This window comes from Wolbachia endosymbiont (group A) of Beris morrisii, assembly GCF_964028185.1.
GTDB lineage: Bacteria > Pseudomonadota > Alphaproteobacteria > Rickettsiales > Anaplasmataceae > Wolbachia.
In genome coordinates, this window is the sequence record NZ_OZ034760.1 from 232,360 (window position 1) to 256,718 (window position 24,359).

At 36.2% G+C, this 24,359-nt stretch carries 25 protein-coding genes; 24 read left to right on the forward strand and 1 reads right to left on the reverse strand.

What is annotated here, in order from left to right; translation table 11 throughout:
• Positions 1-14: 14 nt before the first annotated feature.
• From ABWU69_RS01215 to ABWU69_RS01315, 21 genes are all read left to right on the forward strand, one after another.
• A complete protein-coding gene (locus ABWU69_RS01215; protein WP_353285253.1) occupies positions 15-1,487 on the forward strand; it encodes an ankyrin repeat domain-containing protein in 1,473 nt (490 codons plus the stop codon).
• Positions 1,484-3,316, forward strand: a complete 1,833-nt coding sequence (locus ABWU69_RS01220; RefSeq protein WP_353285254.1) for a phage terminase large subunit family protein — start codon at positions 1,484-1,486, stop codon at positions 3,314-3,316. Before ABWU69_RS01215 ends, ABWU69_RS01220 begins: the two co-directional genes overlap by 4 nt.
• Complete coding sequence (locus ABWU69_RS01225; protein ID WP_353285255.1) at positions 3,309-3,533, forward strand: gpW family head-tail joining protein; 225 nt, start codon at positions 3,309-3,311, stop codon at positions 3,531-3,533. The genes ABWU69_RS01220 and ABWU69_RS01225 overlap by 8 nt, the downstream gene beginning before the upstream one ends.
• Positions 3,533-4,591 (forward strand): YhcG family protein, encoded by a 1,059-nt coding sequence (locus ABWU69_RS01230; protein ID WP_353285256.1) that lies wholly within the window; start codon positions 3,533-3,535, stop codon positions 4,589-4,591. The genes ABWU69_RS01225 and ABWU69_RS01230 overlap by 1 nt, the downstream gene beginning before the upstream one ends.
• Positions 4,591-6,009 carry a phage portal protein gene (locus ABWU69_RS01235; protein ID WP_353285257.1) on the forward strand — a complete coding sequence of 473 codons (1,419 nt, stop codon included), beginning with the start codon at positions 4,591-4,593 and terminating at the stop codon, positions 6,007-6,009. The genes ABWU69_RS01230 and ABWU69_RS01235 overlap by 1 nt, the downstream gene beginning before the upstream one ends.
• Positions 6,006-7,052: a S49 family peptidase gene (locus ABWU69_RS01240; protein WP_213863532.1), complete on the forward strand. Its 1,047-nt coding sequence runs from the start codon at positions 6,006-6,008 to the stop codon at positions 7,050-7,052. The genes ABWU69_RS01235 and ABWU69_RS01240 overlap by 4 nt, the downstream gene beginning before the upstream one ends.
• Before the next feature lie 77 nt (positions 7,053-7,129).
• On the forward strand, positions 7,130-7,498 hold the full coding sequence (locus tag ABWU69_RS01245; protein ID WP_353285258.1) for a head decoration protein: 369 nt from the start codon (positions 7,130-7,132) through the stop codon (positions 7,496-7,498).
• 25 nt (positions 7,499-7,523) lie between these two features.
• Positions 7,524-8,528 (forward strand): major capsid protein, encoded by a 1,005-nt coding sequence (locus ABWU69_RS01250; protein ID WP_353285259.1) that lies wholly within the window; start codon positions 7,524-7,526, stop codon positions 8,526-8,528.
• Positions 8,529-8,624: 96 nt separating this feature from the next.
• The gene (locus tag ABWU69_RS01255) at positions 8,625-8,930 is read left to right on the forward strand and encodes a hypothetical protein (RefSeq protein ID WP_264328535.1); all 306 of its coding nucleotides are present in this window, start codon (positions 8,625-8,627) and stop codon (positions 8,928-8,930) included.
• A 1-nt stretch (position 8,931) separates the two neighbouring features.
• Positions 8,932-9,432, forward strand: coding sequence for a phage tail protein (locus tag ABWU69_RS01260; RefSeq protein ID WP_264328536.1), 501 nt, complete (start codon positions 8,932-8,934; stop codon positions 9,430-9,432).
• A complete protein-coding gene (locus ABWU69_RS01265; RefSeq protein ID WP_353285260.1) occupies positions 9,429-9,902 on the forward strand; it encodes a hypothetical protein in 474 nt (157 codons plus the stop codon). The genes ABWU69_RS01260 and ABWU69_RS01265 overlap by 4 nt, the downstream gene beginning before the upstream one ends.
• Entirely contained in the window at positions 9,889-10,353 is a 465-nt protein-coding gene (locus tag ABWU69_RS01270) for a phage baseplate assembly protein V (RefSeq protein ID WP_264328538.1), read from the forward strand. Before ABWU69_RS01265 ends, ABWU69_RS01270 begins: the two co-directional genes overlap by 14 nt.
• A gap of 5 nt (positions 10,354-10,358) precedes the next feature.
• Entirely contained in the window at positions 10,359-10,613 is a 255-nt protein-coding gene (locus tag ABWU69_RS01275; protein ID WP_353285261.1) for a PAAR domain-containing protein, read from the forward strand.
• A 21-nt stretch (positions 10,614-10,634) separates the two neighbouring features.
• Positions 10,635-10,970: a GPW/gp25 family protein gene (locus tag ABWU69_RS01280; protein WP_353285262.1), complete on the forward strand. Its 336-nt coding sequence runs from the start codon at positions 10,635-10,637 to the stop codon at positions 10,968-10,970.
• Positions 10,971-10,972: 2 nt separating this feature from the next.
• Positions 10,973-11,767, forward strand: a complete 795-nt coding sequence (locus tag ABWU69_RS01285; protein ID WP_353285263.1) for a baseplate J/gp47 family protein — start codon at positions 10,973-10,975, stop codon at positions 11,765-11,767.
• Entirely contained in the window at positions 11,767-12,927 is a 1,161-nt protein-coding gene (locus ABWU69_RS01290; RefSeq protein WP_353285264.1) for a phage tail protein, read from the forward strand. Before ABWU69_RS01285 ends, ABWU69_RS01290 begins: the two co-directional genes overlap by 1 nt.
• A 184-nt stretch (positions 12,928-13,111) precedes the next feature.
• Positions 13,112-13,837, forward strand: a complete 726-nt coding sequence (locus tag ABWU69_RS01295; protein WP_341810414.1) for an ankyrin repeat domain-containing protein — start codon at positions 13,112-13,114, stop codon at positions 13,835-13,837.
• Positions 13,838-13,870: 33 nt separating this feature from the next.
• Positions 13,871-14,341, forward strand: a complete 471-nt coding sequence (locus ABWU69_RS01300) for an ankyrin repeat domain-containing protein (RefSeq protein ID WP_353285265.1) — start codon at positions 13,871-13,873, stop codon at positions 14,339-14,341.
• Between the two features lie 4 nt (positions 14,342-14,345).
• Positions 14,346-14,780 (forward strand): DUF2924 domain-containing protein, encoded by a 435-nt coding sequence (locus ABWU69_RS01305; protein ID WP_353285266.1) that lies wholly within the window; start codon positions 14,346-14,348, stop codon positions 14,778-14,780.
• Complete coding sequence (locus ABWU69_RS01310; protein ID WP_353285267.1) at positions 14,774-16,243, forward strand: recombinase family protein; 1,470 nt, start codon at positions 14,774-14,776, stop codon at positions 16,241-16,243. Before ABWU69_RS01305 ends, ABWU69_RS01310 begins: the two co-directional genes overlap by 7 nt.
• Before the next feature lie 28 nt (positions 16,244-16,271).
• On the forward strand, positions 16,272-16,823 hold the full coding sequence (locus ABWU69_RS01315; RefSeq protein WP_353285268.1) for a hypothetical protein: 552 nt from the start codon (positions 16,272-16,274) through the stop codon (positions 16,821-16,823).
• Between the two features lie 137 nt (positions 16,824-16,960).
• Here ABWU69_RS01315 and ABWU69_RS01320 read toward each other — a convergent pair whose 3' ends face one another.
• Positions 16,961-18,811, reverse strand: a complete 1,851-nt coding sequence (locus ABWU69_RS01320; protein WP_353285269.1) for a hypothetical protein — start codon at positions 18,809-18,811, stop codon at positions 16,961-16,963.
• 822 nt (positions 18,812-19,633) lie between these two features.
• On the opposite strand from ABWU69_RS01320, the gene ABWU69_RS01325 reads away from it, so the two are divergent.
• From ABWU69_RS01325 to ABWU69_RS01335, 3 genes are all read left to right on the forward strand, one after another.
• Positions 19,634-20,926, forward strand: a complete 1,293-nt coding sequence (locus ABWU69_RS01325) for a hypothetical protein (protein WP_353285270.1) — start codon at positions 19,634-19,636, stop codon at positions 20,924-20,926.
• Positions 20,927-20,954: 28 nt separating this feature from the next.
• Entirely contained in the window at positions 20,955-22,130 is a 1,176-nt protein-coding gene (locus tag ABWU69_RS01330) for a hypothetical protein (protein WP_353285271.1), read from the forward strand.
• A 409-nt stretch (positions 22,131-22,539) separates the two neighbouring features.
• Complete coding sequence (locus tag ABWU69_RS01335) at positions 22,540-24,333, forward strand: reverse transcriptase/maturase family protein (protein ID WP_265034303.1); 1,794 nt, start codon at positions 22,540-22,542, stop codon at positions 24,331-24,333.
• Positions 24,334-24,359: the final 26 nt, after the last annotated feature.

Here is a 24,359-nt window from a genome sequence, read left to right on the forward strand (position 1 = left end):
ATTTTGAATATAAAATGGCTGATAACTTAAGTTTGGAGTTAATAAAGTGTCTCATTAATCAACCTAGATTAGATGTTAATGTCAGAGGATTAAATGGAAAGACACCACTACATTGCGCTATAGAGTTTGACGAATTAAGCATGGTAGATTTGTTACTCACGAAGAAGAACATTAATCCTTTTGTGGAAGATAATGAAGGTAAAACATCTCTTGATTACGCCAAAGAAGGGAAAAAAGCAGAAATATTACAAGCACTAATTAATAACAAGTACGGGTCAGAACAAGATAGCTTACTTCATTTAGCTGCAATGATAGGTGAAATTAATGCAGTGAGATATTTGATCAGAAAAGGTATTGACGTTAATGTACGAAATGCTTTGCATCATACGCCATTACATCTATCAGCAGGGATAGGACATGCAGAAGTTGTAAAGATTTTGATAAGAGAAGGAAAAGCTGAAATAGATGTCTTTGATGCACGAAATCAGACACCGATGCACTATGCAGTTAACAACAAAAAATTGGAGATAGTAAAGTTATTACTGGAGCTAGGAGCAGATGTAAATAGCGCACGTGTAGGACAAAACTCGATGAAATTGTCGCCTGTGCATATAGCTGTAAGTAATACTAATTATGATGAAAGAGACTTATGTCTTGATATCCTCAAATGCTTAATAAAGGAGCCTAATGCTCAAGTCAATTTGCAAGACTATGAAAATAAAACGCCACTACATTACGCTGAAAGACTTAAAACAATAGAGGTCTTACTAACGCGAGAAGATATAGACCCTCTGGTAAAAGACGATAGCGGCAAGACACCATTTGATTACGCTGAAAATAGACCTGAGATAAAGAAGGTTTTGATGAGTAGTAAATACGACTCTGAAAAGAATAGTCTATTGCATTTAGCTGCACAGAAAGGAGTTGTAGATACAATTTTAAAAGAAGAAATCGATATTAATATCTTAAATAACAAAGGTCACTCTCCGATTTACCTTGCTGCGGAAAAAGGGCATTTACATGTAGTAAAGTTATTGCTGAAAAAAGGAGCAAATTATACACCTGTTTTGCACTTAGCAATCAAATCAAACAATTTAGAGTTACTTAAAGTTTTGTTTACTGAAAAAAATGGTGCATTGCTCTGCAGAGATACCGTTGTTAATTTTCCAATCCTTCATAATAAATATACAGCACAGAGAGAAATAGCAGATAAAAGGATGAAAAAACATAATAATATTATCTGCATCTGTATTACAGTTAGCGCAGTAGCAATGGCAGCATATATAGGTTTAACGGTAACGGCAATAAGCAGTGCAATCATTTTTGCAACAACAACAGGGATATTTGCGCTTATTATAGCACTAATGATAAGTGAGATGAGCAAAAGATATATAGAAAACGAATTTCAGAAAAAGATGTTTATGGAATTGGAGGAGTGTAGTTCTACTGTTAATGATGTTGCAATTATGAGTAGATGCAGACAATGATATACGCCACATCTTTTTCTGAAGGTTTAAGACCAGATCCGCAGCTTAAAGTATCAGAGTGGGCAAATGAGTATCGAGTTTTAGCAGCAACTGCAGCATCAGAACCAGGTAAATGGAGAACAGAGAGAACTCCTTATTTAAAAGAAATCATGGATTCACTATCTCCGTCCTCACCAGCAGAAAAAGTAGTATTCATGAAAGGAGCGCAGATTGGGGGAACAGAAGCTGGTAACAATTGGATAGGCTATATTATAGATCAGACTCCTGGTCCAATGTTAGTTGTGCAGCCAACAGTTGAAATGGGAAAGCGTTGGTCAAAAGGAAGATTTGCGCCGTTAATAGAGAGTACGCCATGTTTAAAGAGTAAAGTAAAAGACCCAAGGTCAAGAGATTCAGGGAATACTGTACAAAGTAAGGAATTTCCAGGTGGAATAGTAGTAATAACTGGAGCAAACAGCAGTGTAGGACTGAGATCTATGCCAGTAAAGTATCTCTTTCTTGATGAAATAGATGCCTATCCAGGAGATTCAGGAGGAGAAGGAGATCCAGTACTGCTGAGTATTGCTCGAACTAATACCTTTGCAAGGCGAAAGATTTTTTTAGTATCAACACCAACTATTCATGGAATCAGCAGAATTGAGAAGGAGTTTGAAGCAACAGATAAGAGATATTTTTTTGTACCATGTCCGCATTGTAATTACTATCAAGTTCTAAAATGGTCACAAATTAAGTGGGAAAACAACGACTCAAGAACAGCACATTATGTCTGCACTGAATGTAACGGCAAAATAGAAAATCATCAAAAGACAGAGATGCTAGCTCGTGGAGAATGGAGAGTTACAGGGGTAAAAGAAGGTGGGAAAAAAGGATTTCATCTTTCAAGTCTTTATAGCCCAGTTGGATGGTATAGTTGGCAACAAGCAGTAGAAGATTTTCTGCATGCAAAAGAAAGTGAACAATTACTGAAAGTTTGGATAAATACCACTTTAGGAGAAACTTGGGTAGATAAAGGGGAAGTACCAGACTGGAAGCAATTATTTAACAGAAGAGAATTTTTTCCCGTAGGCACAGTACCTAGGAGAGAAGTGGTACTTACTGCAGGAGTTGATGTTCAAAAAGATCGGTTAGAAGTAGAAGTTGTAGCATGGGGAAAAAGCCGTGAAAGTTGGTCAATAGACTATCGAGTATTTGAAGGAGATACAGGAGGTGGAGAAGTATGGGGAAAGCTTTCAGAATTACTCAATCATCATTTTATCGGTGAAAATGGGCTTGAATATATGATAAGCATGATGGCAGTAGATGCTGGATATGCAACGCAAGAAGTATACAACTGGGTAAGAGGTCATCAAGGATCTGGAAGAGTAATGGCAGTGAAAGGTGTAAATAAAGCACTAGTGCCACTTAGCAGCCCAAGTAGAGTAGATATAACAGTTGGTGGTCAAAAGCTGAAAAGAGGAATAAAGCTCTGGCCAGTAGGAGTATCGATATTAAAGTCAGAGCTTTTTCAACTACTTAATGTTTTAAAAAACGGGGAAAAAGAAAAAGTGCCAGCAGGATATTGTCATTTTCCGGAGTATGCACCTGAATATTTTAAGCAGCTAACGGCAGAGCAATTAGTCAGCAAGGTAGTGAAAGGATATACCAAACAAGAGTGGCAAAAGGTGAGAGAAAGGAACGAAGTGCTAGATTGCCGGATTTATGCGAGAGCAGCATCTATTGCACTTGGGATTGATCGTTGGCCAGAGAGTAAATGGAGTAGTCTAAATGAAGAACCAGAAAGTAAAAAGTCGAAGAAGATAGTGAAAAGTAAATGGATGAAAAATGTATAACGAAGAGTATTTGTTTCAAGTCGAAGAAGCAATAAAGAAGCTTCAGAGTGGCGAAAGAGTAGTATCAATTGCATATGGTGACCATGTTGTAAGATATGCTGAAGTAGATATAAATGATTTACTAAGCTTAAGACAACGTATTAAGGCTGAATTGAAAATTGCAGGCATGAAACCGAAGAGAAAGATTGTTTTTTCAACGAGTAAAGGGATCATATAATGATAAAAATCGTTGAAAGGAACCGTATGACAAAAATTATAGCAAAAGAATATACAGAATTTTTAGAGCAGCTCAAAGAACAGATTGCTACTAGTCGTTATAAAGCAGCACTAGCAGTAAATAGCAAGCTTATTGTGCTTTACCACCATATTGGTACAGAGATCTTAAAGCGGCAAAAAGAACATGGCTGGGGTGCAAAGATCATTGATCAACTCAGTCGTGATTTAAGAGATGCTTTTCCTGACATGAAGGGATTTAGCATTCAAAATCTAAAATATATGAGGAGATTTGCAGAAGAATATAGAGAAAACGAAATTCGTCAACAAGCTGTTGACCAATTACCTTGGGGACACAATATCGTAATAATGTACGAAATAAAAAATAAAGAGGAAAGATTTTGGTATATTAAAAAATCATGTGAATGCGGATGGTCTCGGAATATCTTATCCATGCAAATTGAAACAAACTTGTATAAACGCGAAGGAAAAGCAATCACAAATTTTGGTGATAAGCTTCCGTCACCTCAATCAGATTTAGCGCAGCAAACACTGAAGAATCCTTATGTATTTGATTTTTTGAGTCTTGGTAAGAAAGCTCATGAACGGGAGGTAGAAAAAGCTCTTGTAGCTCACATAGAACGTTTTCTTTTAGAGCTTGGTGAAGGGTTTGCATTTTTAGGAAGGCAGTACCATTTAAGGGTTGGAGACAGAGATTTCTATTTGGACTTGCTCTTTTATCATATTAAGCTTCGCTGCTATATTGTAATTGAGTTAAAGGCAGGTAAATTTAGGCCAGAGTATACTGGAAAGATGAATTTTTATCTCTCAGCAGTTGACGATTTATTAAGACAATCAGGTGATAATCCATCAATTGGTCTTATTCTCTACCGCTCTAAAGTTGGTGTTATAGCCGAGTACGCATTACGTGATATAAATAAACCGATAGGCCTTGCTGAATATCGAATAACTGAAAACCTACCAGAAGAGATAAAAACAGCGCTACCAACAATAGAAGAGCTAGAGGCTGAATTATTGAAAATTTCAGATAAGGAAAAGTAATGCTATTAAAATCGTTCAAACAACTATTTAGTAAGCCAAAAATCAAAAGTTCAGCCTGGGATGGAGCAGGTTCAGGAAGAAGATTTTTTCACTTTCAACCAGAGTTAGGAAGTATAAATAGCCTACTTTCTCAAAGCCTTGAGCACTTGCGTAGTAGATCACGTGATATGGTGAGAAAAAATCCATATGCAGCAAATATCATTGATACGATAGTAAGTAACTCTATTGGAACAGGAATAAAACCGCAGTCAAAAGCCAAGGATGGAGAGTTTCGGAAAAAAGTGCAAGAGTTATGGCTGAGATGGACAGATGAAGCAGACAGTAGCGGAATGAGTGATTTTTATGGGTTACAAGCTCTAGTATGCAGAAGTATGGTAGAAGGAGGGGAATGTTTTGTACGGCTGAGAACGAGAAAACCTGGAGATGGTCTTTGCGTACCGTTGCAATTACAAGTACTTGAATCAGAGCATTTAGACAATAAGAGCAATCAAACCCTTGCCAATGGTAATGTAATAAGAAACGGCATTGAGTTCAATAGACTTGGGCAAAGAGAAGCATATTACCTATTTAGAGAACATCCAGGTGAAGGCTTGTTTGGCGAATCAGTGAGAGTGCCAGCAAACGATGTTTTACATATTTATAAACCACTTAGACCTGGGCAAATAAGAGGAATACCGTGGCTTTCTACAGTGCTACTCAAACTCTACGAACTTGATCAATATGACGATGCGGAATTAGTGAGAAAGAAGACAGCAGCGATGTTTGCGGGATTTATTACCAGACTTGATCCTGAAGCTAATATTATGGGTGAAGGTGAGAGTAATGAGCATGGAGTAGCGCTGTCAGGCTTAGAACCTGGGACTATGCAGCTTTTAGACCCAGGAGAGGACATAAAATTTTCAGAGCCATCAGATGTTGGAGGAAGTTATGAAGCATTCATGAAACAGCAGCTCAGAGCAATAGCAGTAGGCATGGGGATAACGTATGAGCAGCTAACAGGGGATTTAACGGGTGTCAATTATTCATCAATCAGAGCAGGATTAATAGAGTTTCGTCGTAGATGCGCTATGCTGCAACATAACATTATGGTATTCCAATTTTGTAGACCAGTATGGAGTAGATGGCTAGAGTTAGCAATACTTTCTGGAGAATTGAGTATAGATGAAAAAGTGGCAAAAGCAGCGAAAGAAGAAGTAAAATGGATACCACAGGGATTTGATTGGGTGGATCCACTGAAAGATCAGCAAGCACAACAAATGGCAGTAAGAAATGGATTTAAGAGTCGATCGGAAGTAGTATCAGAAATGGGTTACGATGTTGAAGAAATTGACCAAGAAATAGCAGAAGATCAAAGACGTGCAAGCGAACTGGGCTTAAGTTTTGATTCTGAGGTTACTGCAAATCAAGAGGTGATATGAAACAACAATGGCTAAACAGATGTGTAATGGTAGAACCAAGGAGTTTTGAGTTACTGTCACTACAAACAGGAAAGCAGCCTATCTTTAAAAATATAAAACATGCAGTAAGAAATAGTGAAAGAGGAATAATACCGATACATGGCATTTTAACTAAAAAACCTGGTGCATTTGATGAAATGCTCGGAATGACATCATATGAGCAAATAGAAGAACAAATTACACAAGCATTAGCAGATAGTAGCATAGAGACAATTATACTGGAAATAGATAGCCCCGGAGGAGAGGTAAACGGTATATTTGACCTAGCTGACTTTATTTATGAATCAAGAGCAAAAAAGAGGATAATAGCGATAGCAAATGATGATGCATATTCTGCTGCGTACGCTATAGCCTCTAGCGCTGAAAAGGTATTTGTGAGCAGAACCTCAGGAGTAGGAAGCATAGGGGTAATTGCAAGTCATATAGATCAAAGTGGATTTAATGAAAAATGTGGAATAAAATATACCACAGTATTTGCAGGAAGTAGAAAAAATGATTTAAATCCACATGAGCCAATGACGTCTGAAAGTCTGGAAAGCTTACAAAAAGAAGTAGACCGACTATATGAAATGTTTGTGCAGCTAATAGCGAGGAACAGAGGTCTTTCAATTGAAAAGATTCGATCAACGGAGGCAGGGCTATATTTTGGCGAGAGAGCAATAGAAATAGGTCTTGCAGATGGAATTACAATTCTTTCATCTATTAATAAAAACAGGAGTATTACTATGAATGAACAAACTACAACTGACCTAGAAACTGATAATTTAACTAAGTATCGTACTGAAGTTCTTGAATTAATACGTTTATGTAACTTATCACGAATGCCAGAGAAAATAGAAGAATTTATAGAGCAAGGCGTAAGTATTGAGCAAGCCAGGGAAGTTTTAATGGAATTACTTGCAGAGAGAACGAAAAAGACAGAGATACTGAGTGCAATACCGCAGAATTCAGGAGAAGAGTTGATGATGGAGGTAGCAAGGACTAGAGCGCAATCAAGTATTTAAGTTTTTTTATAACCGCCGCGTACAACAATTACAAACATGGCGGTAAAACTAAAGGGGAAAATAAATGAGGAAATTTTATGAGTTGTATAATCGAACAAAATAATCTAGGTGACTTATTAAAGTATGAGGCATCAAGTCTATATTCAAGAGACCAAATAACGGTAGCCAAGGGACAAAATCTTAAACTTGGTACAGTTGTTGGTAGTGATAAGGATAACATGATTAAGATAATAAATCCAACTGCAACAGATGGTACACAAACAGCAATAGGTGCGATAGTAAGTGATGTAAATGCGACAGAAAATGCCAAAGCAGTAATCATTACACGTATAGCAATGCTAGCAGATCATGCAATTGTGTGGCCAATAGGTATCACTGAAGAGCAAAAAGCTGCAGCAATAAAGCAACTTGAAGGACGAGGGATCATTGTCCGCAAGGGAGTGTAACTTAAATTAATAAGGGGGAAAAAGAATGCAAAATCCATTTACGAATACAGCATTTAGTATGACGGCACTAACAAATGGGATGAATATATTGCCGATAAATTATGGACGAGTTGAAAATTTAAATTTATTTCCAAGTAGGTCAGTAAGATTTAGACATATTACCATAGAAGAACATAATGGAGTTTTAAGCCTATTGCCAACGCAAATTCCAGGAGCACCAGCAACAGTAGGAAAACGTGGCAAAAGAAAGGTAAGAACATTTACGATTCCACATATTCCACATGATGATGTAGTGTTACCAGAGGAAGTACAGGGAATAAGGGCATTTGGATCAGAAAGTGAACTTAAAGCGCTGGCAGATGTAATAACTGATCATTTGCAGCTAATGAGAAACAAACATGCGATAACATTAGAACATTTGCGGATGGGAGCGCTGAAAGGAATAATTTTAGATGCTGATGGCAGTGAATTATTAAATCTGTACAACGAATTTGAAATCACACCAAAAGTAGTAAATTTTGCACTAGGAACAGCAACAACAGATGTAAAACGTAAGTGTCTGGAAGTACTCCGGCATATAGAAGATAATCTAAGTGGTGAATATATGACAGGAGTTCATGCCTTGGTAAGCCCTGAGTTTTTTGATGCACTAACTTCTCATGCTAAAGTAAAAGAAGCATATGAAAGATGGCAAGAAGGAGCAGCGCTAAGGAACGATATGAGATCAGGATTTACGTTTTGTGGAATAACATTTGAGGAATACAGAGGACAAGCAACTGATCCTGAAGGAACGGTGAGAAGATTTATTGAGAAAGATACAGGGCACTGTTTTCCACTAGGAACAGCAAGTACATTTACAACATATTTTGCACCAGCAGATTTTAATGAGACAGTAAATACTCTTGGACAGCCACTATATGCAAAACAAGAACCAAGGAGGTTTGATAGAGGAACAGATTTACATACGCAGTCAAATCCATTGCCAATGTGCCATAGACCTGGCGTATTAGTAAAAGTCGCTATAGCTTAACATACTGGTAGAGTAATTACAAGTTGGTGAGGCACAGAAAGACTCTACCGGTATGCGCTTTCTTAGCATGTAAAGGTTAGTATATCAAAAAGAAATATGCAAGAGAATATTAAGCGATTATTAGAAGATTGTTTTGCCCATTTAGGAGAAGTAGCTTTGTATGAGTCGAAAAATAAGGCGTACATGGTACAAGTATTAAAGCAACAGCCAGATAAATTATACGAGATTGGTGAAGGACAATTTGTGGAAGAAACTTTAGCGTTAGAAGTAAGTGCGTTTGATGTGTTAAAGCCAATAGTGGGAGATGTTTTTGTTATAGGTGATCGAAGATATAAAGTACACTCACCGCCACTTAGAGACAAGTCTGGAATAACGTGGAAAATAAAAGCGTCTGGGGTGTAAAATGTCTGTTCATATAGAAGTTGAGGTAATAGAAAGTGTAAATGCTAAAAGAAGAAAAGTAGAATTAGCAACGGTAAAGGCATTAAACAAAACGGCACTATGGTTAAAAGCGCAAGCAGCTAAGGAAATCAGTGAGGAAAAGAAGATAAAATTAAGTTTGATAAGAAAGAGATTAAGAATTTTTAAGGCGAAAACTAGCAGATTAGACGTGTTAATTAGAGCAAATCTCTATGACATTAGAGCATCGACAATTGGTAAAATACAAAAAACAAGAAGGGGATCGAAAGTAGGAAAGCACCAATTTATAGGAGGATTTGCAGCAGTTATGCCAAAAGGAAATAGCGGTATTTTTAAACGTGAAGGAAGAGCAGCATTGCCAATAAAGGAAGTTAAATTGTCACTGAAACCAGAGGCTTCAAGGATAATAGGGAGTCTTGTTAATTATGAGGTTGAGAAAGTCTTTACAAAATTTTTTGAACGTCAATTGAGCTATAAAGGATGAATTTGAAAGATTTACATGATAAAATTTGTACCACGCTGAAGAAAGAAATTTCTGCGATACAAACATGCGAAGTATATCCAGCAATAAGGAAAGAATTAGTAGCACCGGCAGTATTTGTGGAACTTAGTAGCTTTGAAAAAGGACATGATCCAGGAACAGAAGAATTAGCGCTGAAAGCAAGATTTGAGGCACGAATTGTGATTGATAGCACAATAGAAAATGCCGCTATTATTGTCAGATCTTTAGCTAGCGAAGTTGCAAAAGTAGTAAATAAAAATACTTGGAATGTGGAAAATGTTTCGCCAGGAGAATTTATATCAGGAGGAGGAGATGATTTTAGGCCAGAGCTTGATGCATATTTAGTGTGGTTAGTAGAGTGGACTCATGAAGTGCATGCGGGTAAATCAGTATGGTCAACTGGCATAATGCCACATGTTATTGATATAGGTGAAGTGCATGTTAGACCATAGTTTTGCAATTTCAGAGCTAAATAGAAAAGTAGCGAATATCATTCGTATAGGAGTTGTAAAAGAAATAGATTATGAAAAAGCAAAAGTAAGAGTAAAAATAGGTGAACTTTTAACAGATTTTCTTCCATGGATAACTTCTAGAGCAGGAGAGGAAAGAAGCTGGCTACCACCAAGCATAAATGAACAGGTAGTAATATTGTCACCATTGGGAGAGTTATCATTAGGAGTAGTACTAGCTGGAATATATCAACAGAAGTATGCTGCACCAGAGAATAAAAAGGAAATAAATAGTGTAAAATTTCAGGATGGGACAAAGTTTACATATGATAAAGGGAAGCATCATTTAGAGATTGAAGTAGTGGACAAAATAACACTGAAGGCTGGGGAATCGAGTATAGAAATGACAAAAGATAGTATTAAATTAAAAGCAAGAAGAGTAGATTTAAATTGATATATATGAGTAAAGCAGTTGTTTGCATAGGAGATCATTGTACAGGTATGCCGATTCATGTCTGTGTGAGCGGGAGTGAAGATGTATTTGTTAATGGTAGACCTGCTTGTCGTAAGGGTGATATCTTGAGTATTGGGGAAACACTAACGCAAGGATCAAACAACGTATTTGTAAATGGTATTGGTGTAGCGAGAACAGGTGATGTGGCATCCTGTAATTTTCAAATAGCAAGTAAAAATCAAAGTGTGTTTTCAAAATAAAAAAATTAAAATAGTCGAAAAATGAAAGGAATGGACGCTAAAACAGGTAAAGAATTAGAGGGAATAGAACATCTGAAACAATCAATAATTGATATATTAACTACTTCTATTAACAGTAGAATAATGAGGAGAGATTATGGCTCAAGATTATTTGAATTGGTGGATAAGCCAATAAATAGAGATTTAACACTTGAGATATATGCAGCAACTGCAGAAGCTTTGGAAAAATGGGAAAAGAGATTTAAGTTAGAAAAAGTAAAAATTGAAGGAGTAAAAGAAGGGAGAGTAACATTGAATTTAGAAGGTGTCTATCTTTCAGAAGGTAAGTTCATAAATATTAATGGAGTAGTTGTTTAAAAATGCAGCAGCCAAATATTATCGAACCACTGAACTTTGAGGAAATCTTTTCGAGAATGAAAGAAGAGTTAGTGCGTAGAGATGAAAGTTTTACAGCATTAGTTGAAAGTGATCCAGCGATAAAGATTCTAGAGGTAGCAGCATGGAGAGAACTTTTGCTTAGAGAAAGAATAAATGAAGCAGTAAAGAGTAATTTACTTAAATTTGCGACAGGAGAAGATCTTGATAATTTGGCTGAGTTTTATGGAGTAGAGAGGCAGAAAGAAGAAGATGACGAACGATTTAGAAAAAGAATCAAAGCAAAAATAAAGGGGTGGTCAACAGGAGGAAGCAAAGAATATTATCGTTATCATGCACTTTCGGCAGATAGAAGAGTAAAGGATGCGCTAGTAGAATCACCTATACCAGGGAAAGTACAGATCTCGATTTTATCAACACAATTATCCACAACTGGCATGGCGTTAGAAGAGCTACTTGAAATTGTAAAAAAGCAGGTTAGTAGAGATGATATAAGAGTTTTAACCGATACAGTAACAGTAATTGGCTGCAATATTATGGAAATAGATATCCACAGCAGAATCAGCACGAATTATATAACATCAGAGGAAGAAATCAAGAAGCAGTTTATTAAGAAGTTTGAAGCAAGTAAAAGGTTGGGATGGAACGTTACAAAATCTTGGATAATAGCGAATTTATTTGTAGATGGTATAGAAAACGTGGAATTAATCGAGCCAAAAGAGGATGTTGTGGTGCTAGGTAATGAGTGTGCAAGTTTGAGAAATTTAAAGGTTGAGTAATGTTACTGCCACCAAATGCAAACAAACAAGAAAAAGCGCTAGTAGAAGCAATCAACTACAAAGTTAATCCAAGTTGCATCAAGGAATTTAAATTTAGTCTTAAAGATGAAATACTGCAGTGGATAATAGAAGAATATGGTTTAGAAGAGATACTGCGTTGGGTAAAAAATAAAAGAAGAGCTATAGTAGAAGGAGTAAAATTTCAGCGTTTAAGAGGAACCCCAGCATCACTCAAAATAGCGCTCAAATGGGCAAATATAGAAGATATTACAATTATTGAAGAGCCACCCGGTAAACACTTTTTTGAGTTGCAGGTAGGGATAAGAGACGTACCAAATGATTTCTTTGTTGATGCAGTAGTAGAATTAGCAAAACTATCACTACCTGCAAGATCGAGACTAATGAGGATTTTTAACGATTATTATAATGCGCAGAGATTTATATTGGATGAGAGTTTATTTGGAGATCTTCTTTCTGACTATTCGGGAGTAAAAATAGAAAAAGATGGCCCAGTGTTATCATTTGGAAGAGTAAATTTTTTCATGTCTCATGGTCCAGTTATTAGGATTGTAGAAAACTATCTACGCGATCATTATGAACGAGCTTTAAGCAATGATATATATCGGTTGGATGTAGCAATCCTTGGAGAAACCGAACCTCACACAAAGAATTATAACGGTATTTATGAAAGAAATCATGTGTGGTATAACTTCAAAGCGCTATATCCGCTACCACAGAGCTTACTACCGGCAATTAAGTTTGCTAAAGCGCAGATAGTATTATCGGACAGTTGGAGTTTAGGAGAAATAAACGCATGTTTTCCGGTTACTAGTATAGAAGAGGAAGGGGATAAATTTTTATTGGGAAGTAGCAAACTATCTGAACAACTGTGGAATTTAAAATACAAGCCAATTTTAGAAAGATTTTTTGCCGTTCACCACTATCAAGTAAAGAATTTCTCTACCCCCAAAATAATAAGATTTAGCGTAGCAGAACACTACATTCATTTTAAAAACGAATTGGATTCAAAGCAAAAGGATGCAATACAGGAGTTAGAAAATTACATTTTAGTGTTTTACCCAGGTGTACTAACATGGCACGAACATCGACATTTGAACAGAAGTTGGAAAAATAGCCAAGTAGTATCTATAATAAGTTAAGTACTTATATTTATATCCTCATATATTATATTAATAATAGGTTAAAGTGTATGAAATAAACAGAAAAAGACTTGCTTTTTCATGCCAAAACGCACATAACTTAAATAGTAGCAAGTAAACAAAAAAAATTGATCTTGCACTAAAGAGAGCGAAATTGGCGTATGTTTTTATAGTGAGGTATGTAATGAGGTTTAGCAAGGAAAAGAGAGAAGCTTTTAATAAATCATTTTATGAATTATTAGAGAACTCGTTTAAGAATATTAATGAAAAAGATGAAAAAGGGGAAACAGTATTGCACCATGCAGTAGAAATCTCCGATTGCAAAACAGTGAAGTTATTAATAACAAAAGGAGCGGATATCAATGCAAGAGATAAAAAGGGTTATACACCACTGCACTGCGCAGTATTTGCGAGAAGTTTAGAAAATGTAAAAGTGCTGATAAGGGGAGGAGGAGAAATAAATGCCACTAAATATATCAACGGATGTACGCCACTGCACTCTGCATGTAGGCTAGGGGCAGGTATTGCAATAATAAAAGAGCTAGTAAAAGCGGGAGCTGCAGTTAATCAACTGGATAAATATGGTGCAACACCAATGTATTATATATGGGAGAGTGAAAGGTATGGCCTATGGGATAATGGAGAGAATGAAAAGGCGAGGAAATTTCTGGGAAAGCAAGGTGGAATAACAAAAAGTAGAAAACTGACGTGCTATGGAATAGAGGGTCTAGTGGGAGAAATAGCAGATATGTTGGATAGGAGCTATTTACCTGAGTTAAAAATAATAGAGATAGAAGAAATAAGAAAGAGAGATAAGGGGCTAATAAGGGAAGAGTGTAAAAATTTAGCGAGCAAGATAATGAGCCAAGTGAATGAAATGATAGATGAGGTGGTGAGAAGGAAGGCTTAGGGGTTTAAATTTAAAGAAAAGGTGAGGTAAATTATGAGTAAAAAAGAGAAAGAGAAGTCAGCAAAAGAATTATTAGAGAACTCATGTAAAAATATTTATGCAAGAGACGAGAATGGAAGAACAGTTTTACATTATGCAGTAGATGCAAAAACAGTGAGGTTATTAGTTGAAAAAGGAGCGAATGTGAATGCTAAAGATGTAGAAGGATATACGGCACTGCACCTAGCGGTAGGGGAAAAACGTCTAGAAACCGTGAGAGAATTGATAAAATCAGGAGCAGACGTAAATGCTGAGGAATATGGAAATAAATGCACACCGCTGCACCTTGCATGTATGGTAGGTAAAAAAGAAATAGTGGAGGAGCTAGTAAAAGCAGGGACTGAAATAGAGCAAGAAGATAAGTTCGGAATGACAGCAATGGATTATGCGAAAAATAGTAAAGAGATAACCGAGGTATTAAAGAAAGAAACAGACAGAATTGAAAAGCTATTTATGAGAGGCTGAAAATATGGAAAGAGAAACAGAAAAGAAAGTAATGAATTTAGAGAAAAAAACGTTAGAAGAGCTGAGGAGAATGTGGAAGGAGGTATATGGGGAAGAGGCACCTAGACATTCAAAGAAGTATCTGATACCAAGATTGGCGTATAGGATACAGGAGGAAGCATATGGAGAAATGTCAAGAAAAGGTGCCAAAAGACTCGAATACCTGGCAGATCGACTAGAGAATGGAAAAAGGATAAGTAGCGATAAACTGCCAGTAGAGGGAACAGAGCTAATATTAGAAAGAGGTGAAGAGGCTCATGCGGTAATGGTAACAGATAAGGGTTTAATCTATAAAGAAGAGTTTTATACGTCATTATCAGCAGTAGCCGGGAAAATAATGGGAATGAGTTATAATGGACCGCTCCTATTTGGAATGAGAGAAAAGGAGAAAGGATGCTAAAAGAGGTAAGATGCGCGATATATACGAGAAAATCAAATGAGGACGGGCTAGAGCAGAAGTTTAACAGTTTAGATGCACAACGAGTAGCATGTGAAAAATACATAAAGAGCAAAGAAGGCTGGGTAGCATTGGCAAAAAAGTACGATGATGGTGGATATTCAGGAAAAAACTTAGAAAGACCAGCGATAAAGGAATTATTTGAAGATGTAAAAAAAGGAGAAGTAGATTGTGTGGTAGTATATACACTAGATAGGCTATCAAGGGAAACAAAAGATAGTATAGAAGTGACATCATTTTTTAGAAGGCACCGAGTAAATTTTGTAGCAGTAACGCAGATATTTGACAATAATACGCCAATGGGGAAGTTCGTACAAACGGTATTATCAGGAGCAGCACAACTAGAAAGAGAAATGATCGTAGAAAGAGTAAAAAACAAAATAGCAGCATCAAAAGAACAGGGATTATGGATGGGAGGAACTTTGCCGCTTGGGTATGATGTAAAAGATAAAGAATTGATAGTAAATGAAAAAGAAGCAAAGACAGTAAAGCACATATTTGAAAGGTATTTGGAGCTGAAGTCAATGGCAGAGTTGGCAAGAGAGTTAAATAGAGAAGGATACCGAACAAAATCAGATATCTTTAAAAAAGCGACGGTAAGGAGAATAATAACAAATCCAATATATATGGGAAAGATAAGACATTATGAGAAGCAATATGAAGGAAAGCATGAAGCGATAATAGAGGAAGAAAAATGGCAAAAAGCGCAAGAATTGATAAAGAAGCAACCGCATCGAGGAGCAAAATATGAGGAAGCGCTGCTTAGGGGAATAGTTAAGTGCAAGAGCTGTGAAGTAAACATGACGCTGACATATTCCAAAAAGGAGAATAAGAGGTACCGATATTATATATGTAATAATCATTTAAGTGGAAGAAGGTGTCCATCAATGAGTCGAAGTATAGTAGCCGGAGAAGTGGAAAAAGAAGTAATGAAGAGAGCTGAAAGCCTAAATGAAAATTGGGAAAGCTTAAGCTTCGGAGAACAGAAAGAAGCGGTGAAAAAGTTAATAAAGGTAGTGTGGGTGAGAGAGGAAGGAGTAGAAGTGTGTTCTGAATCAGAGGAAAAATTTATACCAATGAGTTTAAAAAAGAAAGGAAATAAATGCACAGTAGTAGAACCAGAAGGAAAAACAAACAATGCGCTACTAAAAGCAGTGGTAAGGGCTCATCTGTGGAAACGTCAACTGGAGGCAGGAAAATATAGAAGTGTGAAGGAGCTGAGCACTAAAATTAAGATAAGCATGAGAAGAATACAGCAAATCTTGAGATTAAATTATCTGGCTCCAAAGATTAAGGAAGACATAGTAAATGGGAGGCAACCAAGTGGTTTGAGGTTAGCTGATTTAAGAGAAATACCGATGCTGTGGAGTCAACAGTTGGAGAAATTTTACGGAATAGCATCTTAATTTACAAAAGAAAGAGGAGAAAAACATTATGAGAACACCGAAAAAAATATGGAAAGATATTGCTGAAAAACTTAGAAATAAAAAAGGTACCACTACCGCAAAAGGAGCTGATATGGAGATGCCGGCAGATGTTGAGGAAGTTAAAGTTGAAATAAAAAAGCAAACCAATACAGTTGATAAAGCTACAGAAACTGACACCAAATTATGTAATATAAATAGTGAAGATCTTAAAATTCCTCAACCTACATGTGAAAGTAGCGAAAAAGCGCAAATAGAAACTACTGTAGAGCCAACTTCCGAACCGTGTTTTGATAGTAGATCTGGCAATGATGTAGACGAAAAAAATAAACCGTTAACGCAACAAAGGCAAGCAATCCTGGCTAGTGTTGTTGGTGCAGTGTTATTGGTAAATTGTGTTGCATTGTATATCATGAAAATGCCTGTAGTAGCAGCGATTGTGGGAATAGTTGGATTAGCGTATATAGGTCTTGCACTGTATAATATCATAAATCCCAACACCAAGCTCGAGAAAGTAGAAAGTGTGGAGCAGCCTATTCAGTCTTCTTTGAATCTAACATAAAAGACTATGTCTAAAAAATCATAAACGTCAAGTAGTTTTTCTTAATAAGATAATTTCTTTAGAAGAATCTCTAAATTATTAACTTAATATCTAAACAGTTATCCCACCACTGCTATCCTTTCTCAACTTGTGCTATTTTAAACTTCCACAGCCGCAGAATCAATACCATTTTTAACTTCAACATTGCTAAGTGTTGTATTTGCTTTATACGAACAGTAAAATCCTACTGCAAGAAAAGTTAATGCAGCTACAGCAAGTGTAATACATATTGCTAAATAAGGTATTGTTAAACTTGCACCAACAGCAAATGCGCCAGATAATACAAAAGAAACAGAGGCGTAATTACCTTGCCTTTTACTATGAGTGCTTGCTCCCAAGAATTTTTTATTTTTACCATTTAGCTCTTTATTTTTGCTTTCAAGTTTTTCCTGTAGATTTTTAACTCGACTCTCTAGTCCTTCACTTTTGCTTCCAGATCCATGCAGCCTTGTCTTCAGGTCATTATTTTCGCTTTTAAGTGCTTCCAGCTCTTTCCTCCTTCCTTCAAGCTGAGTCTTTGTTCCCTTAAACTCTCCAGTAAGTCGAGCCACTTCACTAGTTTTTTTATCCAAGCCTTGCTGTGTACTATTTAGCTGCTTTCCTAGTTGACGATTTTGTTCAGTCAGTTGACTATTTAGTATACTAGTATCTCGTTTTGCTTGCTTTAGATCTTTTTTTAATTGTAAAACATTTTTCTTTGCAACATCCAGCTCCCTCTTATTCTCTTTGAATTGAGCTTGTACGTTTTCAAGTGTCTTAGTTGTTTCATCTAACTGTTGATTTTTGCCTTTAAGCTGAACTTTTGTATTCTTACATTCCTCCCCAAGTTGACTGTTTTCTTGAGTAAGTTTAATTGCTTCACTAGTTTTTGTATCCAGAGCTTGATTTGCATCATCTAGCTCTTTACTTTTATTTTTAAGTTTTTCAGTAAGTGTATCTACTTCACTAGTTTTTTTATTCAAGTCTTGTGTTGCATTACTCAACTCTTCATTCCCTGTAGGTACTGTGGCTTCAGAATTACATTCGCACTTAATTTCCGTTTGAATTGATTTGTCAAGATCCTCTGTTTGTTGCTGATTAGCTGCTCTTATTTCATCAAAGAGAGTTTCTTTTGTAGAATTAAATTGTAAGATTTCCAACTTTGAGTCTTTTAGTTGTTTTACCTCATCTCTTAAGGAATTATTCATTGATACTAATTGCTTATTGTCTTCATTCGCTATATTTAGCTTTTCTTTCAGCTCTACTACTTTCCTATAGTAGTCATTTAATTCAGCTCCTTCTTGTAATGTACCTATGTTCTCTGTTTGTATACCTAGATCCTTTGTCTCTTCTGATCTTAAAATGTGTCTATGTTCGTTATTGAACTCATTTCTCCATTGTTTCAATAGCGTATTTTCTTTAACCACTTTACTTAGATCTGCCTCCGCCTTTTGCACTAAAGTTTCACATCTCATAGATAGTTCTTCTTTTTTTCTAGTTAGCTGTGCCTTTAGTCTATTATTTTCGGTTAGAAGCTCTTTTTTCTCTTCTTTTAATTGATCTTTTTGTTTCGACAACGCTTGATTTTTTTCATCTAAAGAAACATTTATTCTTTTTCCTACCTTTAATTCTTTTTTAAATTTGTAAATATCTTGAAATAGGTCCTCAGGCTCATTTTCGTGGCAAGTTTTGCTACCACCACTCTTAATCACTTCTTCTACCTCATACATAAGATCTCCAACACCGGTTTCCAATCCTCTTAAGTATGTCAACAGTAATAAGTTGTTCTCCTGTTCTCCTAGTTCTCTTATTTTGCCGAATGCAGTTGCTATTGTTTCAATTGGAAGAGCCAGTCTACTTGCGCCAGTCACACCAATTCTGCCACTTAGCTCAGCCTCATTAATCGAATCGTACGAGTTACTTGTGAAAATTGGGCCGTACAGATTATCATGGTGAATCGGGGTACTCATGTTAGTTGGGTCAAACACGCCCATGTTACTCGTGCTGGTTAGTTTACTTGGGGTACTCGCGAAAATCGATGCATCCTGCTCAGGTGCCTCATTATGATTGGACTCTTCAGTTGAGCATTGCTTCAACAGAGATAGCATATTATACCCCATTTTAATTCTCCCTTGAGTTTACCATAATTAAATAGAAAGAAAAAGTGTTTTTTTGAATAAAATATTTTTGAGAGAAATACCTAATTTTAGTGTTGCAGAAAATTTGTTTATTGACTTCTTTAATTCTTGCGAAATTGTAAAAAAGTACCTACCTTCGTGAGAACAATTAAACAAAAGCGGCGTTGTAAAAATAAAAACATAAAATTGTTGTAACAAAGTTAAGCAAATTGGTTCATATCTAAATGTGGTAAAAGTAGGCTAGTATAGCTGATTTTGCGGTATAGTGGAATTATTATAAATAAAAGTTCGCACGGATCTAGCGGTAGACCAACCGATTCCAAGAAAAATTGTTCTCACGCTTGCTGGTTTTGGGTGCTGGAAATGGTTATATTATTTAAGTTATTAATGACATATATTGTTAAATTAATACCAGTTTATTTTAGAATAATAATTAAGGTAGACTTATAAAAAACAGAATTTAAAAGTGAACAAAAGACCTTATATAAGCCTATTAAGAGCCTTTTACTAAAAACCACTTTAGGTTAGAAAATTTTTCTAAAATAGTAATTGACAAGTTTTAAAGGTGGGATAATATACCTAAAATATATTGGACTTATTCATTATGGTACGTGAAGAGTACAACATTCTTTCATTGTTCAAAAGGAGGTAATTATGGACCGTCGGGATATTTCAGAAGTTTTGTTTTCATCTATTAAGGAAGATGATCCTTATAGGGCATCTAAGCTCCTTCAGATTGAGCGTTGGTGCTATGCACATTGGATGATACATGAGGGGTATGGTGAAATAAGAAATAATTTTCTTGCACGAGTGTTATCTAGTAAAGATTGCTGGGAAGAAGTCAATAATTTGCATGGAGTGAAGCTTAATAGACAAGTGGTAGGCAGAAAATTAATTGCACCCAGTTCAGATAGTAATCCAAATCCTTTTGGTACTGTTAGATACCAAATTGCATGTGAGTGTTGTTTGGAAGATGAAATACGAGCTATATTTGAGGAAAGAAAAGAGAAATTGTCTGCTAAAGGTGGTGGCAGTTTGCTTGAGTATCGCCGCTTAGTTAAGTGCTATGGAGAAGGTCCTTTAGCTCAATTTTGGTCACATTTCATTAGTGGGTATCTTGATAAACTGGATTTGAGGGACCGTCATCCATATGAGTATGGGCTTGATTGTGCAGTAGATTGGCAAAGAGTAGAAGCAGTGGAATTCTTTTGGAATAAGATAAAATCTTTGCCTGAAGATGAAATAAGTGCACAAAAGAAGGATGAGATCTTGATGAAAAATGCAGCTTATACGGCAAGACCTAGTTTTCGCATTTATCCTGATATATTTGAGTTTTTCCTGAGTCAGGTAAGTCCTAATAGATATCCAGAACTTTTAAGAAGAGATTTAGAGAAAAATGATCATTATGGATCTTTGAATAAAATGAAAGACATGCCCAATTTTGGTAAATTTCAGGAATTGTTTGATTGTTTAAAATCAAGTGAAATTTCAGAAGATGATTACTCTCTTTGGTTGAAATTCATGATAAAGGACTGTCCAGAGCATTATTTAGGTGCTGGTGTGGAAGTTTTTATGCATATGTGGAAAAAAGAAGGATTTGATAATCATCGTACTTTCACATTGGACGAGGAAATGATGGAAGATTCTTCTTTTCAAGGAAAATTTTCAGTGCATTTGGTTGAAAAAGGTTTTATGGAGCCAGTATGGGCAATGTTAGATAAGGCTAGTTCTAGACAAATCAAGGAGTTCATGTCTTCCGAAAAAGCAAATGATATACGTTCTATATTAGAGCAAGGAGATAATGAATCATTAAGTAAGTTTTTAGCCTATGGTAAGTCTGCTGATAAAGGGCTTGATAAAAAGAACAAACCTGGTCCAAGTGGTGATTTAGTTGAAGTAGAAGTTAGAAAAACGTATGGTAAGTCCAATGTAAGACTAGGCAAGTAAAAAACATTATATATTGTTGGAGGATTTTGTGCCAAATCAAGAGAAACCACAAGGTTTTGAATTAATAGAGTTGTTGATTCGAGAAGCAGGTTCAAATGCAGGAGCTAGCCCAAGTACTTCAACTCAACAAGGAAGTGATTTTGAATCTTTCAAAGCAAGGTTTCAGTCATATATCGATCAAATTCCATCATATTTACATTCAGTAGGTAAAGAAGGGTTTTTTCCGCATTTCTTTTTAGGAAGCTTTTCTACTTTGATAGATACAGAGATTGCGAAAAAGCTAGATATTGAAAAAATATATTTTAGTTTTGATGGTTCGAAAACTCTGAAAGTGGCTGTTATAAGAAAAGGTGGTATTACAAATCAGAAAAGCGCGATTGAGAAGGTAAATCTTTTTGTGATTTCAGAGTTTGGTAAGAATGATAGTAAGAGTAAAAAATTTACCTATGGTGAGCTAGAAGAGATACTGGGTCAATCAAATTTACCTGCACAGAATGAACATGTGAGAAGTGCTAAAGATGATCTTAAAGTTAAATTAGTAAAAATTGTTAAAGCCACAGGGGAAATATCTGTTGAAGTAAAAGATGACAAGTTGGATAAGAATACTTCTGCAACACATGAGTTTAAGGAAATAAAAAAGGGGTTATGGAATAATCCAGAAAGTGATATAGCTAAGCTGACTAATCCTGATGTGGAAAAAGTGAAAAAGCCTGTTGAAAATATTCTAAAAAAAGTTAGTAAAATTCACTCTGAATATAAGAATTCACTTACCTGTGCTCAAGAAACAAGAGAAGCAGCACATCATGGGTTTATAGCGGGAGCTCTTGTGAATTTCCGCTATAGACACAATCTTAGGGTTTACTTAGAGCAATTTGCAGGAAGAGGTTACGCTGATATTGTTCTAGTGCCTCGTGGTAAGGATAGGTCATTGAATGCCGTTCCTATTATTATAGAGATGAAGGCTGCTACTAAAGCAGAGTTAAAAGAAGGTAAAATAGGAGAAAAGAGTAGAACTACACCAACTGCTGCTTTAAAGCAAGCTGAGGATTATACAAAAGGTTTTCAACCGAATGTAATGAGAGTGTGCGCCGTGGTACGCATTAAGAAATACTTAGCGGAGCTAAGCGGGGTTCAGAATAAATGGCCTCGAGGTGAACAACTAACTTTAACCCGAAAGGGAAGGAGGACAAGAGCATGTATGTAAAGCGAGAGTTATCTGAAGATGTATAAGATAACGGCTTGCAACACCTGATCAATATGGTTAAAGCTAAACTGCTTGAATTCTAATCTTCAGGGGTGGGACTTCACATCCATGGGTATCGCATTTAAAACCCCATGTCTACGGTAAGCACAGATTAAACTTTCGTTTGTGTGACATTCTGGCTGTAGAACGATAAGTAGTGAACTTATTTAAGAGGATGAATGGAAAACCTAAGTTGATCTAGAACAGTTCTTAGTGACGGAACATGGGATGACCTAAGGAACGCGAGTTCTATGGTTACGGAGTCATCGTAGTAGTCGTGAAAGTAACGAATCACCGGGGAGTGTGGGAAAGCCACATACAGGGCAAAGGGTGACAGATAATTGAATGTTGAAATTGGGAGGTACGCAAGATGCGGAAAGCTGAAACAATACTTAACATTATACGTGAACGTGGACAAAGAAATTTGCCGGTTAAAAACGTATATCGCCTACTTTATCAGAGTGATCTTTACCTTCGAGCGTATGGCAAACTTTGTCGTAATAAAGGTGCTATGACAGAAGGTGTGACAACTGAAACAGTTGATGGTATGTCTTTGGAGAAAATCGATAAAATCATAGAGGATTTACGCTATGAGCGATATCGGTGGACACCAGTAAAACGTATCTATATTTTAAAGAAGAGTGGTAAACGCAGGCCGTTAGGGTTGCCAACATGGTCAAATAAGTTACTTCAAGAAGTAATCCGATTAATATTGGAAGCCTACTATGAGCCTAAATTTAGTGAATGTTCACATGGATTTCGACCAAAGCGTGGATGCCACACTGCATTAAGAGCAGTAATGCAAAAAGGCAGAGGTACAAAATGGTTTATAGAGGGAGATCTCAGTGCATGTTATGACTCAATTGATCATACTATGTTGTTGAAAATACTGAGTGAAAGCTTCCAAGATAACCGTTTTATTCAGCTAATCAATCGACTGCTAAAAGCAGGATATATGGAAAATTGGAAGTACAATAAGAGTCATAGTGGGGTACCACAAGGTTCTATTATTGGTCCAATTCTGAGTAACATATTACTCGATCGGTTAGATAAACATGTGGAGCATATACTAATACCAGCAAATAACCGAGGTAAGCGAAGAAGGACAAATCCAAAATATTTAAGGTTAACCATGCAAGTATCGATGATGAGAAAACAAGGGAACTGGGATCAAGCAAAACAACTGCGTCAATTAGTGCAGGGTATGCCATCTAAGGATTCTTGCGATCTAAATTATCGACGTCTTTGGTATGTTAGGTATGCTGATGATTTTCTGGTAGGGTTTGCAGGACCAAAGAATGAAGCTGAACAAATTAAGAATGAGATTGCTGGGTTTCTCAATGAGGAGCTCAAACTTATGCTTAATGAAGATAAAACGTTTATTACACATGCGTGTGATAGCAAAGCCAATTTTTTGGGTTATGAAATACATGTTTTGCATGCAGATGACAAACATGATCATCGGACACAACGATGTATTAACGGTAGTATTGGGTTACGTGTACCACATCATATAAAGCAGAAAAAGTGTTCTGAATATATGCGTTGTGGTAAACCGATACATTTACCTCAACGTACAATTGATACAGCTTACAGTATTGTTGCTCAGTATCAAACTGAATATCGAGGAATTGTACAATACTATAAAATGGCCTACAACCTTCACACACTAAGTTATCTGAAATATGTGATGGAAGTATCATTAGTAAAGACTTTAGCATCTAAATACAAAACAACTTGCAGGAAAATTTATAGAAAATTTGGTGCGACGATTGAAAACGATGAAGGTGAAAAACGAAAAGTCATCCAAATCAGAGTAGATCGTTTACCATCAAAGATACCATTAATTACACACTTTGGTGCTGTGTCGCTAAAATGGAATAAATGGGTAAGCATAAGTGATAACCTTATACCAATATGGAATAAGCGTAGTGAAATAGAGCAAAGACTATTGGCACAAACTTGTGAATTATGTAAATCACAAGAGCAGATTGAAGTACATCACGTACGTAAACTTGCTGATTTGCTAGGTAAACGTAATACTGAACTACCGGAATGGAAAAAGAGAATGATTGAACGACAGAGGAAAACTCTTGTTGTTTGTCATGAATGCCATAAGAAAATCCAATATGGAAAATATGATGGTGACTCCTTAAAACGTTAGATTATTGGAGAGCCACGTGATACGGA

What these genes read in the sequence shown, in the direction of transcription:
- ABWU69_RS01290 (WP_353285264.1), top strand. Translation starts at nt 11,767, where the DNA reads ATGTTACTGCCACCAAATGCAAACAAACAAGAAAAAGCGCTAGTAGAA.
- ABWU69_RS01275 (WP_353285261.1), top strand. Translation starts at nt 10,359, where the DNA reads ATGAGTAAAGCAGTTGTTTGCATAGGAGATCATTGTACAGGTATGCCG.
- ABWU69_RS01260 (WP_264328536.1), top strand. Translation starts at nt 8,932, where the DNA reads ATGTCTGTTCATATAGAAGTTGAGGTAATAGAAAGTGTAAATGCTAAA.
- ABWU69_RS01265 (WP_353285260.1), top strand. Translation starts at nt 9,429, where the DNA reads ATGAATTTGAAAGATTTACATGATAAAATTTGTACCACGCTGAAGAAA.
- ABWU69_RS01320 (WP_353285269.1), bottom strand. Translation starts at nt 18,811, where the DNA reads ATGAGTACCCCGATTCACCATGATAATCTGTACGGCCCAATTTTCACA.
- ABWU69_RS01285 (WP_353285263.1), top strand. Translation starts at nt 10,973, where the DNA reads ATGCAGCAGCCAAATATTATCGAACCACTGAACTTTGAGGAAATCTTT.
- ABWU69_RS01270 (WP_264328538.1), top strand. Translation starts at nt 9,889, where the DNA reads ATGTTAGACCATAGTTTTGCAATTTCAGAGCTAAATAGAAAAGTAGCG.
- ABWU69_RS01240 (WP_213863532.1), top strand. Translation starts at nt 6,006, where the DNA reads ATGAAACAACAATGGCTAAACAGATGTGTAATGGTAGAACCAAGGAGT.
- ABWU69_RS01245 (WP_353285258.1), top strand. Translation starts at nt 7,130, where the DNA reads ATGAGTTGTATAATCGAACAAAATAATCTAGGTGACTTATTAAAGTAT.
- ABWU69_RS01325 (WP_353285270.1), top strand. Translation starts at nt 19,634, where the DNA reads ATGGACCGTCGGGATATTTCAGAAGTTTTGTTTTCATCTATTAAGGAA.
- ABWU69_RS01220 (WP_353285254.1), top strand. Translation starts at nt 1,484, where the DNA reads ATGATATACGCCACATCTTTTTCTGAAGGTTTAAGACCAGATCCGCAG.
- ABWU69_RS01305 (WP_353285266.1), top strand. Translation starts at nt 14,346, where the DNA reads ATGGAAAGAGAAACAGAAAAGAAAGTAATGAATTTAGAGAAAAAAACG.
- ABWU69_RS01280 (WP_353285262.1), top strand. Translation starts at nt 10,635, where the DNA reads ATGAAAGGAATGGACGCTAAAACAGGTAAAGAATTAGAGGGAATAGAA.
- ABWU69_RS01230 (WP_353285256.1), top strand. Translation starts at nt 3,533, where the DNA reads ATGATAAAAATCGTTGAAAGGAACCGTATGACAAAAATTATAGCAAAA.
- ABWU69_RS01225 (WP_353285255.1), top strand. Translation starts at nt 3,309, where the DNA reads ATGTATAACGAAGAGTATTTGTTTCAAGTCGAAGAAGCAATAAAGAAG.
- ABWU69_RS01295 (WP_341810414.1), top strand. Translation starts at nt 13,112, where the DNA reads ATGAGGTTTAGCAAGGAAAAGAGAGAAGCTTTTAATAAATCATTTTAT.
- ABWU69_RS01315 (WP_353285268.1), top strand. Translation starts at nt 16,272, where the DNA reads ATGAGAACACCGAAAAAAATATGGAAAGATATTGCTGAAAAACTTAGA.
- ABWU69_RS01300 (WP_353285265.1), top strand. Translation starts at nt 13,871, where the DNA reads ATGAGTAAAAAAGAGAAAGAGAAGTCAGCAAAAGAATTATTAGAGAAC.
- ABWU69_RS01250 (WP_353285259.1), top strand. Translation starts at nt 7,524, where the DNA reads ATGCAAAATCCATTTACGAATACAGCATTTAGTATGACGGCACTAACA.
- ABWU69_RS01235 (WP_353285257.1), top strand. Translation starts at nt 4,591, where the DNA reads ATGCTATTAAAATCGTTCAAACAACTATTTAGTAAGCCAAAAATCAAA.
- ABWU69_RS01215 (WP_353285253.1), top strand. Translation starts at nt 15, where the DNA reads ATGGCTGATAACTTAAGTTTGGAGTTAATAAAGTGTCTCATTAATCAA.
- ABWU69_RS01335 (WP_265034303.1), top strand. Translation starts at nt 22,540, where the DNA reads ATGCGGAAAGCTGAAACAATACTTAACATTATACGTGAACGTGGACAA.
- ABWU69_RS01310 (WP_353285267.1), top strand. Translation starts at nt 14,774, where the DNA reads ATGCTAAAAGAGGTAAGATGCGCGATATATACGAGAAAATCAAATGAG.
- ABWU69_RS01255 (WP_264328535.1), top strand. Translation starts at nt 8,625, where the DNA reads ATGCAAGAGAATATTAAGCGATTATTAGAAGATTGTTTTGCCCATTTA.